The following is a 12,474-nucleotide window of genomic DNA, read 5'->3' as shown; positions in this document are numbered from 1 at the left end:
GACTCAATCCTCCTTGCGCTGCGATTGCAGCTTGGCAACCAATGCTTCGAGTTCGGCCAGTTCGGCATCGCTGACTTCGGCGCGCTGCGACATCCACGCCACGAACGGCGATACCGACCCCTGCAGGGTCTTTTCCACGAACTGCCCCACTGCCCCGCGCACCACATCGTCCTGGCCGGCGGTGGCGCTGTAGCGGTACATCCCGTCGACCTGCTTGCGCCGCAGGAACCCCTTGGTGCGCAGCCGCTCCATCATGGTCAGCACGGTCGAGCGCGCCAGCCCACGCGGCTCGCCGAATGCCGCAGCCACCTCACCGACACTGGCGTGCCGCTGTTCCTCGATGTATTGCAGCAGGGCCAGCTCCTGGTCCCCGATGGTCTTGCCGCGCATGTCCGACTCCCTGACTACAGTTGTCGCTACGCTAGGCCTGACGACAGCTGTAGTCAATAGGTCGGATGGCAGGGTGCCGTTGGTGGGCTTGGGCAGGAGGTGACAGCAAAGTGCACCGTACCTCGCCGGGCGCGGGTGGCTCGAGGTGTGGCACACGCTGCTCGGTGGCCGGTGCCAAGCGACGGCCACGGTCTGAGGTGTCGCTCGCCTCGTCCAGTACCGCTGGATGGGCGACTCCGAAGTACGGGCGAATTACAGACACCTTGCAGCGTATGCGTGCGGAAAACTCACGGGTTCGATGCCTGCCTTCTGCGAAAGCTCTCTAAACGGGAAGGCTCTATTTGCTACATCCACTGCGGGCTTGCTGCGTTGCCCGCATGCAAATATTCATCAGGTCAGCGCTTCACCACCGCGCTGTCGGCGGATGTTCCCTGCACCGTTCAACTCAATCGCTGACGTGATGTCGTAGCCGCCGCACTCTGGCCGCCACGTCGCACTAAGAGCGGCTAACAAAACGTAGCGAGCAGTCGTCAGGTGGGTGCGTACGGCGCGGAGGAACCGGAGTGTACGTGGGTACATGAGGATTCCGAGCACCGGCCGCGCCCGCCTGGCGGCTGCGCAGTAGTTTTGATAGCTGCTCTAAGGTCTGCTGCAACGCCGCCTGGTCATGCCATGTAATCAACGTGCTGCGCGTCAGTAGTCGGCCACTGGCTCCGCATTTTCGGTGACTGCCTCGTTGGATACATAACGCGCCTCTGCTGCAGCGATGTCGTCCGCGTGCACGTCGCACCAATGCAGCAAGCCGAGAAGTGGGCCTTCAAGGGTTTTCCCAAGCTCGGTACGTTCGTATTGAACAGCCACTGGCGAGGAAGAAATCACTTGACGCTTGATCAGACCAACGCGCTGGAGCCGACGCAGCGAATCGGTCAGCGACTTATGGGTCACACCGCCCAGGCGCCGTTTGATGTCATTGAAGCGCGTCGGACCCATGCAAAGAACGGTGAGGATCATGATCGACCATTTGTTGGCGATCGGATCCAGGGCAACGCGTATTTCCTCGACTCTGCCTAGGCTACAGACCCTGTCGGTATCGTCGACCATATCTAGTACCTTCAAGGTGCGTAATTGAAACCTAGTATAGAACAGATATTCTCCGTCACCTCGGGCGCTCGGTTATGCCATGAAGTTAAACCGCATGCCGACATCGCCCGTCACTTCGCCGGAAGCGTTACTCAGGCTATTTACCTCTCCAGAGACTATCTAAATGACGAATATTGAGATCAGCGGAAAAGTTGCACTCATCACTGGCGCATCCAGTGGCATCGGCAGCGCGACTGCACTCAGGCTGGCCAAGGCAGGCGTCAAGGTGGGAATTGCAGCGCGGCGCGCAGATCGGCTGGAGGCTCTGAAAACCGAGATCGAGAGCCAGGGTGGGCACGCATTGGTATTGGAAATGGATGTTGCCAACAAGCACTCCGTCGACGCGGGCGTCAAAGCATTGCTGGATGCGTATGGTGCGATCGATATCGTGTTCAATAATGCCGGGCTCATGCCGCTGTCCAACGTCGAAGATCTGCTGACTGACGAATGGAACCAAATGGTCGACGTTAACCTCAAGGGCGTACTGCATGTCACCGCGGCGGTGCTCCCGCAGTTAATCAAGCAGCATTCCGGCCATATCATCAATACCTCGTCGGTCGCGGGGCGCAAGCTGCTGGGGCCTGGCTTTGCGGTCTATTCCGCAACCAAGTATGCCGTGACCGCCTTTACCGAAAGCCTGAGAACCGAGGTCGGCAAGAAGCACAATATTCGGGTGACCAGTATTCAACCCGGGGCAGTGGCGACTGAACTGTTTGCCCAGACCAGCAGCGAGGAATACCAGGCCATGATGGCGGGATTTGCAGGATCGCTGCGCGCCCTGGACCCCTCCGATATCGGGGAAACCGTGCTGTTTGCGGTGCAGGCGCCGGCCCACGTGAATATTGCCGAGCTATATGTCGTGCCAACCGAGCAGGCGTAACCAACACTTGTTTATACGTGAGTGCCGAGATGCTGTGTAGTGCACAGCGCGGCAGATGGCTCCGCCGGCCACACACTGGCGGAGCCATCTGCTACCGCAACAGCCTGGGATGAACCCACGCGCTGATATGCGACCAAGCAGAGCCGTGTTGTCGATGATGGCGAGCGTACACGGCAGCGGCCGGCGACCAGCAGCCTCTACGCGTAACGAGGCCTTGGTATTTGGACAACTGCATTCCCACGCCGAGTCCGATGCCGCGATGCTGCGCCGCGATGCGACCACGCAGCTAGAAACGAACGCATACCGTCGACGAACAAGGGCCTGCGGAACTCCACCCGACGTTGGTGATGCTGAAACCTCTGTGCCAACACGCTCTGCGCGCCGACGCCCAGGCCACTGCGCGGACGCTCCTCGCTACTTCGGCATGCCCTCACTCACAGCGGAACCTCAATGGCCCGCAACCGCTGAACGCGTGCCCGCGGCAAAGCCATGGCGCCGCGCGCGCCAGGCGATGCACCAGCCAATCGCCAGCACCACGGCCATGGCCGCGGGAAAGCTCTGCGCGCCCCAGTGGTTCAGCAGCACGCCGCCCATCACACCGCCGCCGGCGATGACGCTGTTCCAGGCCACGACATTGAGCGACAACGCAACATCGGCCCCCTCTCCCGCGCTGTCGGCAAGTGCGGTCTGCAACAGGGTGGCCGCACCGCCGAAGGTCAGCCCCCAGACCGCCACGCAGGCGTAGACCACCGGCTGCATGTCCTGCAGCACGATCAACACCACGCAGATGGCGAAGAACGTCGCCAACGAAATCAGCACGGTGCGGCGCAGGTGGCGTTCCACCAGCTTGCCGGTCACCGCGATGCCCAGCAGTGCCGCCACGCCGAAGGTCAGCAGCAGCACATCGACACGATCGCCCAAACCCACGTGCGCCGCGAATGGAGCGACATAGGTGTACAGAATATTGTGTGCCAGCATCCATGCCATCACGGTGGCGAGCACCGGCCGGACACCCGGTGTGGCGAGCACCTTGCGCAGCGGCACGCGCTGCGATGCCGCTTGGCCGGGGTAATCGGGCACTTTCAGCAGCACCGAGGCGATCAGGATTACCGTCAACCCCGACATGCTGCCGAACGCGGTGCGCCACCCCAACAGGCCGCCCATCCACGTGCCCAGCGGAACACCGAGCGAGAGCGCAATGGGGGTGCCCACCATCGCAATCGCCATGGCCCTGCCCTGCTGTTCCGGCGCAACCATGCGCCGCGCGTAACCGGCCAGCAGGCTCCACGCTAGTCCTGCCGCTGCGCCGGCAAAGAAGCGCGCCACCAGAGTCAGGCTGTAGCTGTTGGACAGTGCAGTGACCGAATTGAACACCAGGAAGCCGACGATGGTGAGCAACAGCACATGACGTCGCCGCCATTGCTGGGTGGCAATGGTCAGCGGGATCGCCGCCAGCACCGAACCCAGCGCGTAGGCGGTGACCGTCTGCCCGGCAAGCGCTGCAGTAATACCAAGGCCTGCGGACATCTGCGGCAGCAGCCCGGCCGGCAGGGTCTCCGTCACGATGCAGATGAAACCGGTCATGGCCAGTGCCAACAGGGCCGCGATGGGCAGCGGCGCGGGCACCGCGTCTACCGATGATGCGTTTGAAGAAGCCACAGGGTTTCCTTGGTGACGGACCGTGGAGGTCACAGATATGTACCGATCGATATATATTTGGCCGGGCACAGTTGCGTTTGTCAACCATATCTGTATCGACTAGTATTGATGTCAGTCTTGGAGGGTGCCATGGCACAGATGGGTAGACCACGCAGCTTCGACCGCGACGCCGCGGTCGAGCAGGCGCTTCATCTGTTTTGGGAGCAGGGCTACGAGTCCACTTCCTTGAGCCAGCTCAAGGAGGCCATCGGCGGCGGCATCAGTGCGCCCAGCTTCTACGCCGCATTTGGCTCCAAGGAAGCACTCTTCACAGAATGCGTGCAGCGCTACCTGGCGACTTACGCACAAGTGACCCACTGCCTGTGGGACACCTCGCTTGAGCCAAAGCAGGCCGTGGAGCTTGCGCTGCGCCGTTCGGCCAGGATGCAGTGCGAACGCGGCCATCCCAGGGGCTGCATGGTGACGCTTGGCGTCATGAGCACGCCGTCGCAGGAGTTCTCCGCGCTCTCTGCCCCGCTGACGCGCTCGCGTGCGCACACACGCGCCGGCATCCGCGCGTGCGTGGACCGCGCCATCGCCAATGGAAGCCTTGCAGCGGACGTCGACGCGGCCGCGCTGACGTGCGTGTTCGACAGCTTCATGCTCGGGCTATCCGCGCTCGCCAGGGACGGCAAGAGCTTCAAGGCGATGGATGCGGCCATTACGCAACTCATGCACCTGTGGGACATGCACGCCCGCTAGCGGGCTCTTGGCGCACGGCTTGTTTCCGCTAGGCCACTACCAGCCACCCTCACGCGCCACCTCCAGCAGAAAGTCGCGCAGCAATCGGGCGCTGGGGCCGATCTTTTTCGAATGCACCAGGTAGATCTCCAGCGGCGCGGTCTGTGCCTGCGGTAGCACCTGCACCAGTTCGCCTGCGGCCAGCGGGGCGGCGGCGTCGTAGCCGGGCAGGCGCGCGATGCCTTCGCCGGCGAGCACGAAGGCCAGCCGTGACACCGCGCTGTCGGTGACGATGTCGCCCTGCACCGGGATATCGATGCGTTCGCCGTCGATCTGAATCTGCGTCTGCCGCTGGCTGGGTGGATAGATCACCCAGCGGTGTTCCTTGAGTGCAGCGGCCGTGGTGGGCATGCCGTAGCGCTTTACATACGCCGGTGACGCGCACAGCAAGGTGGCTTCACGCACCAATGGCCGCGCGTACAGCGTGGAATCCGGCAGCGGGCCGGCACGCACTGCCAGATCCACGCCCTGCTGCACCAGATCCACGTTGGCATCGCCCATCGCGATATGCAGGCGGATCGCCGGGTAGCGGCGGCGAAAGGCCAGCAGCGCGGGCAGGATGCGTTTGTTGCCGAAATGGTGCGAGCAGGTGAGCCGCACTTCGCCCTGCGGTTCGGCGCGCAACAGCTCCATGCCGCGCAAACCATCCGAGGCTTCGTCGAGCAAGCGCTCGCAATGCACGCGAAACGCCTCGCCCGCCGGGGTCAGGCTGAAACTGCGCGTGCTGCGGTACGCGAGCGGCACGCCCAGGCGCGCTTCCAGCGCGCCCACGTGATGGCTGACCACTGCGCGGGTCAGCGCTAGTTCGCGCGCGGCCGCGGCGAAACTGCCACAGCGGACCACCGTGGCGAAGATCGCCATGGCGCGCAGTTCGTCCAGCAGAGCCATGGCAACCTCAAGTGGGTTTGTCTTACTGGATTTTACAATCTATCAGCCGCCCGCTGTCTACTGCCCGCGCCGCGCGCCTTCTATCGTCTCTCCACCGGCCACCGCCGGACTTAATCACCCTCAAGGAGAGCGCAATGCACATCAAGCATGTCCTGTTCGTACTGACAAACGCCGGCCAGATCGGCCCCCATCAGCGCCCCACCGGCTATTTCTTCCCGGAAGTGGCGCACCCGGTCGAAGTGCTGGAGCAGGCTGGCATCGCGATCGAATTCGCCTCGCCTGCCGGTGGCGCGGCACCGGAGGATGGCTACGACGCGTCTGATGCGGCGCAGCTGGCGTTTCGCCACAGCAAGGCCTTCGGCCGCGTGGCGCATAGCCGCAAGTTGTCCGAAGTGGACGTGCGCGATTACGACGCGGTGTTCGTGCCCGGCGGGCTGGGCCCGATGGTGGACGTCAGCGGGAACCGCGATGTGCAGGCGTTGATCAAGCAGGCGTGGGAGGCCGACATGCTGGTCGCCGCCGTCTGCCACGGCCCGTCCGCGCTGCTGGGCATCACGCTGGACGATGGCACCGCGTTGGTCCAGGGCCGCCGCGTCACCGGTTTTTCCACCGCCGAAGAAGATGGCTACGCGCGCGCCGATGTGCCGTTCGACCTTGAATCCGCCTTGCGCGAGGAAGGCGCGCTGTATTCCGCCGGCGCAGACTGGCAGCCGCATGTAGTGGTGGACGGCACGCTGATCACCGGCCAGAACCCCGCCTCTGCCGGCCCGCTTGCGCACGCACTGGCGGCCGCACTGCAGGTGCAGGCGTGAGCGCGCCGGCCCGCCCCATCGTGGTGGTGGCGCGCTGGAGCGTGCCTGCCAGCGCGCGCGCCACGGTGGTGGCGCTGCTACCGGAGCTGCAGCGGCAGTCGCTGCAGGAACCCGGCTGCCTCGGATACGAGGTGCTGCATGCACCGCAGGCGCCGGAGTGCATCGTGCTCATCGAACGCTACCGCGACAGCGCCGCCATCGAGGCACACCGCAGCACCACGCACTACCGCAACCTGGTGGTCGAACGCATCGTGCCGCTGCTGAGCAGCCGGCAGGTGGATCTGCTGGAGACGCTCGACTGAGCCGTTGTCGTGCGGGCTGTCAGGGATGACAGCCCCTGCGCGCTCCAGGCGGGGGAGTTACTTGCGCGGGTGCGGCTTGGCGCGCGTTGTACGGCCCGCGACCGGCGTCGCCTGCTTCGGGCTGGCCACCGCACCTGCGGGCGTGCTCTGCGCGTCCAGCGGTGCGGGAATCAGCCCGGCGTCCTGGTAGCTGCGCATGAGCTCATCGAACACGCCAAGGTCCGCACGCGTGCGCGCGATCAGTTGCGCACCGGCCACCGCGGTGTAGATGGCACGCGCACGGCGTTCGCAGTGCGCTGGCGTGCCCAGCCCGGCGTCGACCAAGACCTGCGTCAACCACGCCACATTGGTGTCTGCAAAGGCCAGCACTTCGCGCTTGACCGGCTCCGGCAGATCGTCGTGTTCGGCTGCCATGAAACTGGACAGGCACAGCCGGTTGCCGTCTTCCAGCGAGCTGCGGAAGATCGAGGGATACAGCTGCAGGCAGCGGCGCGGATCCGCATGCGTTTCACGGATGCCCGCGAGCACCGCAGCGGTGTCCTGCCAATAACGTTCGGCCACCGCGGCGCCCAGGTCCGCCTTGCTGGGGAAGTGGTAATAGATGCTGGCGTTCTTGACGCCTACCGCCTCGCCAATGCTGCGGAAGTTGATGCCGTTGTAGCCGTGCTGCTGCGCCGCGGTCTTGGCCGCCGCCAGGATGGCTTCCCGCGCGTTCACCGCCATGCTGCTGCCCCGTTGCCTGTGATGAGCCAAGTCTACCCGCCAATCGCAAGCCTACCAACTGGAAGGCAGGGGTTGACAGGCACCAATTGCCAGGCGCACTGCCTACCTACCAACTGACAGGTAGACACCATGACACCTCCAAATCCGCAGCTCGACGCCGCTTCACTCCCACTGATGAAAATCCACGACTGGTTCGATGGCCCCTACCCCGCACGCGTCCGGATCGCATTGGCCGAGAAGGGCCTGCTGTCGCAGGTCCAGTTCGTTCCGGTCAACCTGTGGGTGGGCGAACACAAGCGGCCGGAATTTCTGGCCATCAACTATTCCGGCACGCTCCCGGTGCTCGAATTGCAGGACGGCACCTTCATTGCCGAGTGCACTGCCATTACGCAGTACCTGGACGCACTGGACCAACGCCCCACACTGACCGGACAAACGGCTGTGGAGCAGGGGCGCATCCATATGCTGACCAAGCGTGCGGAAATCGAATTCCTCGATGCGGTGAGCGTGTATTTCCACCACGCCACGCCGGGGCTCGGGCCGCACGTGGAGTTGTATCAGAACCCCGAATGGGGCAACCGCATGCGCGACAAGGCCGTGCGCGGCATGCGCTATTTCGACAGCCTGCTCAGGCAGCACCCCTATGTTGCCGGTGAGGCGTTTTCGATGGCCGATATCGCCGTGCTGGGCGGCATGATCTTCGCAGCGCTGGTGAAGCTGCCGGTTCCCGATGACTGCGACGCGCTACTGGCATGGCACGCGACCGTGCAACGACGCCCCAGCGTGCAGCAGTGGCAGGCGCTGGTGCAGCAGGGCGCGCCGCGTCCGTGAGCACACGCAGTGCTGCCTTCCGGTTTGGTGGGCAGCAATGCGCAACGGTGGCGACGACAGCGGGGCTTCGATACGCACGCACTGCGACATGCACGATGACGCCGCCGGCCAACCGGTCCATCATTTCCACGTAGCGACTTACCCGCCCGCCGCCACAAAGCCGTGCTGCCTGGCGCGCCACACCACCACAAACGTCGCCACCAGCAACACCACCAGTGCGGGTGCAAACGCGCCCGCACCATAGCGTTGCAGCAATACCCCGCCCACGAGGCCGCCGCCGGCAATGGCGCTGTTCCAGGCCGTCACCAGCATGGATTGCGCCACATCCGCAGCGTCCCCGGCGGCGTTGGCCAGCGCAGTCTGGAACAGCGTGGCCGCACCTCCGAACGCAATCCCCCACGCGGCCACTGCGATGTAGACCACCGCAGGTACATCGCCAGTCATGCCCAACGCGCCGGCGGCAAGGCCGAACACCGCGGTGCTGGCGAGCGTGAGCATGCGCAGGTGGCGGTCGATCAATACGCCCACGCACCAGATGCCGAGCAGCGAGGTCATGCCGAACACCAGCAACACCAGATCGGTTCGCGCGCCCATCCCCGCTGCGGCAAGGAATGGGGCGATGTAGGTGTAGAGCAGGTTATGTGCCAGCACGAACGCCAGCACCACGCACAGCACCGGTCGCACGCCCGGCAGGCGCACCACGCGTGCCAACGCAATGCGCTGGCCTGGCGCCTGGCCGGGAAAGTCCGGCAAGGCCACGCGCGCCCACAGCAGCAACAACACCGCCAGGCCGCTCATGCTGGCGAAGCACATCCGCCAGCCCACCAGCTGCCCAAGGAAGGTGCCGGCCGGCACACCGAGCGACAACGCCAGCGGCGTGCCCACCATCGCAATGGCGATCGCGCGGCCGCGCTGATGGGCGGGCACCATGCGCGCGGCGTAGCCGGCCAGCAGCGCCCATACCAGCCCGGCCGAGACCCCTGCCAGGAACCGCGCCAGCAACGTCAGCGGATAACTGCTCGACACCGCAGTGACGGTGTTGGCGGCCACGAAGCCGGCAATCGCCATCAACAGCACTGGCCGGCGACGCAGGCCGCGGGTCGCCGCGGTCAATGGAATCGCGGCCACTAGCGAGCCGATGGCATAGATGGTGACGGTCTGCCCGACCCAGGCTTCGGACACCTGCAGGCCGTGCGCGAGCTGCGGTAGTAGCCCGGCCGGCAGCGCTTCGGTGAGGATGGTGATGAAGGCAGCCATGGCCAATGCCAACAAGGCGGCGATAGGCAGCGTGTCGGTAGTGCGCGCAGTCATCGTGCTCGCTCCGCGAACGTGCCACGCGACGCTTGTCGTGGGCAGGCGTGATACTGCGGCTGCGGCGTGGTGGCGACGCGATGGCTGTCGCGGGTCAATCGCCAGCCCGGTGCGCGCTTGCTTCGATGCTGATCGACCTGGGCCTGTCCGGTACATGCCACGTCACCATTGTCATCAACGCGCGTAACGACCTCGCGTTGTCGTACGCGCTGCGGCCTGGTTGCTGGTGGCATGGCGGGGCCGCGCGTGGACATTGTTCCGTGTGTTTCGCGATCGACCAACGCACGCCAGCTATGCATTCGCCGCAGCATGTCGGCCTGCGCATTGCTGCTCACGCGGTGAAGCGTGCGTGTTGTGTGGTGCAGTGGAATGCATGTGGCATCACCGTAGTCAATGGTGTGCTGTTGGCGCAGCGGCGTGGCTGTGCGCCAGGCAGGGTGTGGGGTCATCACGTGGGAAGTTCGCTCGTGCAATCGGCAATGCACAGACGATAGAAACCTGATGATTGAAGAAAAAGTAGGCTAGAGTTCCTGGCTGTCAGGAATGCTGTGTCCGCAATCGCTGCGGTCGTTGCGGAGGTGCTGTGGACAGCCTGAGTGGCTTTGTGGTGTTCGTGCAGGTGGCCGAAACGCGCAGCTTCGTTGCGGCGGGCCGCGTGCTGGGGGTGTCTGCCTCGGCCGTTGGCAAACGTGTGGCGCGCCTGGAAGAAAAGCTGGGCACGCGTCTGTTCCACCGCAGTACGCGCAGCGTGACGCTCACTGCCGAGGGCACGCTGTTTCTGGAGCGCAGCCGCCGCATCCTGGCCGAGATCGAGGCCGCCGAATCCGAGTTGTCGCACGCCACCACGGCGCCCCGTGGCCGCTTGCGGGTGAGCCTGCCGCTGGTCAGTGCGCTGGTCTTGCCGGTGCTGGCCGAGTTCATGCGCGCGTATCCGCAGATCGAACTCGACCTGGATTTCACCGAGCGCATGGTCGATGTGATCGATGAAGGATTCGACGCGGTGGTGCGGGCCGGCACGCCCAGCGATTCGCGCCTGACGGCACACAGACTCGGCAGTTTCCGCTCGCTGCTGGTGGCCGCACCGCAGTATCTTGCGCAGTACGGAACGCCCGCTACGCCTGCGGAACTGGTGCAGCACCGCTGCCTGCACTACCGGTTCCCGCACAGCGGCAAGCTGGAAACCTGGGCCCTGCGCCGCGCGCCCGATATGTCCGAGCTGGTGCTGCCCACCTCGATGATCTGCAACACCATCGAGACACGCGTGTGTTTTGCGCTGCGCGGGCTGGGGATTGCCTATCTGCCGGAGTTCTCCATTCGCGAACCGCTGGCCGATGGCCGGCTGCGTCCCCTGTTGGAGGCGCATGTGGAATCGGCCGGCGTCTTCCATGTGCTGTGGCCGGCCAGCCGGCAGACCGCGCCCAAGGTGCGCGCGTTCGTCGAATTTCTGTCGGCACATGTGTTTCCTGGGCAGGCGCCTACAGCCGCGGATATTCCGGCCTGAGCGTGGCGGCGTTGCGCACCGCCTCCAGGATGACGGTGCAGCATGTTTGCTCGCACGCACGGCCGCAGATGCCTGAGGCATTCGGTCATCGCGCGTGCGTGCGTGCCGCAGATCCCCGGCGCGCTTAAACTCACCGCAGACCGACAAAGGTGTGCCTGCCGTGATCGACCTCAATGACATTGCGCTGTATGTGCAGGTCGTGCGTAGCGGCAGTTTTGCCGAGGCCGCGCGCCGGCTGGGCACCGCGCCCAATAGCGTGAGCCGGCGCGTGCAGCAACTCGAAGCGCAGCTGGATACGCGGCTGATGCAGCGCTCCACCCGCAAGCTCACCCTGACCGATGCCGGGCAGGCGTTCTACGAACGTTGCGCCGATGCGGTGGACGGGCTGACCGATGCCGGGCAGTCGCTGATGGCCGGTGGCGAGGAGGTCGCCGGCCTGGTCCGGGTGGCGGCGCCGGCGGATTTCCTGGATTTCTTCCGGGTCGAATGGGTGGCCGACTTCCTGGCCACGCATCCGCGCGTGCGCCTGGAATTCTTGCTCAGCGATGCGCGTGCGGATCTGATTGCCGAGCGCATCGACGTGGCATTTCGCGCCGGCATCCTGGCCGACTCCAGTTACGTGGGGCGGCCGATCCTGGCCGACAACCGCGATGTGCTGGTGGCAAGCCCAGGCTATCTGCAGGCACGTGGCAGGCCGCTGCGCCTGGATGAGCTGCCGCAGCACGATTGCCTGGGCATTCCGCATCCCAGCGGGCACGTCAGCTGGACGCTGGTAGGTCCGTCCGGGCTTGCCGAAACAGTGCAGGTACCCACCCGTTTTGCCGCAAATACAGCGCGCGCGCTACGCTTGGCGGCCGTGGCCGGGCTGGGGATCGCCTTGTTGCCGCAGGCACTGACCTGGCCGGATGTGGCCGAAGGCCGCCTGGTCACGGTGTTGCCGGATTTCCAGCGCAATGGCCAGGGCGTGCATGCGCTGTATCCCAGCCGGCGGCATCAGCCGCGCGCGGTGACAGCGTTTATCGAGGCGGTCAGCGCGCGCTTGAATGCGATGTAGCGCGGTGCGCGGGCATTGGTTGATTGGGTGATCGATGATTTGCTGCGCGCGTTTGCGATCAAGAGCGCTAACAAAACGTAGCGAGCAACCGTCAGACGCGCGCAGGGAACCGGGGTGTACGGGTACTTGCCGATTCCGATTGCCAGCCACGCCCGCCTGACGCCTGCGCAATCGTGTTGATCGCTGCGCTAAGGCGTACGCAA

The 12,474-nt window shown here is 64.9% G+C and carries 13 protein-coding genes and 1 other RNA gene; 7 read left to right on the top strand and 7 right to left on the bottom strand.

What is annotated here, in order from left to right:
- Positions 1-3 precede the first annotated feature (3 nt).
- The 3 genes from QRM60_RS09890 to QRM60_RS09880 form a co-directional block, all read right to left on the bottom strand.
- Positions 4-390, bottom strand: a complete 387-nt coding sequence (locus QRM60_RS09890; RefSeq protein ID WP_042595475.1) for a BlaI/MecI/CopY family transcriptional regulator — start codon at positions 388-390, stop codon at positions 4-6.
- Between the two features lie 504 nt (positions 391-894).
- A non-coding RNA gene (locus QRM60_RS09885) (sX9 sRNA) lies at positions 895-969 on the bottom strand.
- Positions 970-1,083: 114 nt separating this feature from the next.
- The gene (locus QRM60_RS09880) at positions 1,084-1,491 is read right to left on the bottom strand and encodes a helix-turn-helix domain-containing protein (RefSeq protein WP_115557143.1); all 408 of its coding nucleotides are present in this window, start codon (positions 1,489-1,491) and stop codon (positions 1,084-1,086) included.
- A gap of 163 nt (positions 1,492-1,654) precedes the next feature.
- Here QRM60_RS09880 and QRM60_RS09875 point away from each other — a divergent pair, with 163 nt between their 5' ends.
- Complete coding sequence (locus tag QRM60_RS09875; protein WP_285446097.1) at positions 1,655-2,410, top strand: SDR family oxidoreductase; 756 nt, start codon at positions 1,655-1,657, stop codon at positions 2,408-2,410.
- Positions 2,411-2,857: 447 nt separating this feature from the next.
- Here the strand turns inward: QRM60_RS09875 and QRM60_RS09870 are convergent, their stop codons facing one another.
- Positions 2,858-4,069, bottom strand: coding sequence for an MFS transporter (locus QRM60_RS09870; RefSeq protein WP_338016104.1), 1,212 nt, complete (start codon positions 4,067-4,069; stop codon positions 2,858-2,860).
- 129 nt (positions 4,070-4,198) lie between these two features.
- Between QRM60_RS09870 and QRM60_RS09865 the strand changes: the two genes are divergently transcribed.
- Positions 4,199-4,810 carry a TetR/AcrR family transcriptional regulator gene (locus tag QRM60_RS09865; RefSeq protein ID WP_285446096.1) on the top strand — a complete coding sequence of 204 codons (612 nt, stop codon included), beginning with the start codon at positions 4,199-4,201 and terminating at the stop codon, positions 4,808-4,810.
- Positions 4,811-4,846: 36 nt separating this feature from the next.
- Here the strand turns inward: QRM60_RS09865 and QRM60_RS09860 are convergent, their stop codons facing one another.
- Positions 4,847-5,737 carry a LysR family transcriptional regulator gene (locus QRM60_RS09860; RefSeq protein WP_011035301.1) on the bottom strand — a complete coding sequence of 297 codons (891 nt, stop codon included), beginning with the start codon at positions 5,735-5,737 and terminating at the stop codon, positions 4,847-4,849.
- A 134-nt stretch (positions 5,738-5,871) separates the two neighbouring features.
- Between QRM60_RS09860 and QRM60_RS09855 the strand changes: the two genes are divergently transcribed.
- Both QRM60_RS09855 and QRM60_RS09850 read left to right on the top strand, forming a co-directional pair.
- On the top strand, positions 5,872-6,549 hold the full coding sequence (locus QRM60_RS09855) for a type 1 glutamine amidotransferase domain-containing protein (RefSeq protein ID WP_285446095.1): 678 nt from the start codon (positions 5,872-5,874) through the stop codon (positions 6,547-6,549).
- Positions 6,546-6,851, top strand: a complete 306-nt coding sequence (locus QRM60_RS09850; protein ID WP_042595464.1) for an antibiotic biosynthesis monooxygenase family protein — start codon at positions 6,546-6,548, stop codon at positions 6,849-6,851. Before QRM60_RS09855 ends, QRM60_RS09850 begins: the two co-directional genes overlap by 4 nt.
- 57 nt (positions 6,852-6,908) lie before the next feature.
- On the opposite strand, the gene QRM60_RS09845 is transcribed toward QRM60_RS09850, so the two are convergent.
- Positions 6,909-7,574 (bottom strand): TetR/AcrR family transcriptional regulator, encoded by a 666-nt coding sequence (locus QRM60_RS09845; protein WP_285446094.1) that lies wholly within the window; start codon positions 7,572-7,574, stop codon positions 6,909-6,911.
- A gap of 174 nt (positions 7,575-7,748) precedes the next feature.
- On the opposite strand from QRM60_RS09845, the gene QRM60_RS09840 reads away from it, so the two are divergent.
- The gene (locus tag QRM60_RS09840) at positions 7,749-8,405 is read left to right on the top strand and encodes a glutathione S-transferase (protein ID WP_238595571.1); all 657 of its coding nucleotides are present in this window, start codon (positions 7,749-7,751) and stop codon (positions 8,403-8,405) included.
- Between the two features lie 138 nt (positions 8,406-8,543).
- Here QRM60_RS09840 and QRM60_RS09835 read toward each other — a convergent pair whose 3' ends face one another.
- On the bottom strand, positions 8,544-9,716 hold the full coding sequence (locus QRM60_RS09835; RefSeq protein ID WP_285446093.1) for an MFS transporter: 1,173 nt from the start codon (positions 9,714-9,716) through the stop codon (positions 8,544-8,546).
- Positions 9,717-10,299: 583 nt separating this feature from the next.
- On the opposite strand from QRM60_RS09835, the gene QRM60_RS09830 reads away from it, so the two are divergent.
- Together QRM60_RS09830 and QRM60_RS09825 are read left to right on the top strand one after the other, a co-directional pair.
- Complete coding sequence (locus QRM60_RS09830) at positions 10,300-11,217, top strand: LysR family transcriptional regulator (protein ID WP_285446092.1); 918 nt, start codon at positions 10,300-10,302, stop codon at positions 11,215-11,217.
- Positions 11,218-11,377: 160 nt separating this feature from the next.
- Positions 11,378-12,271 (top strand): LysR family transcriptional regulator, encoded by an 894-nt coding sequence (locus QRM60_RS09825; RefSeq protein ID WP_285446091.1) that lies wholly within the window; start codon positions 11,378-11,380, stop codon positions 12,269-12,271.
- Positions 12,272-12,474: the final 203 nt, after the last annotated feature.

The organism is Xanthomonas sp. fls2-241-TYG-148 (genome assembly GCF_030208815.1).
Classification (GTDB): domain Bacteria; phylum Pseudomonadota; class Gammaproteobacteria; order Xanthomonadales; family Xanthomonadaceae; genus Xanthomonas; species Xanthomonas campestris.
The sequence above is the reverse complement of the archived record's forward strand: the minus strand, read 5'-3'. Positions and strand labels throughout refer to the sequence as shown.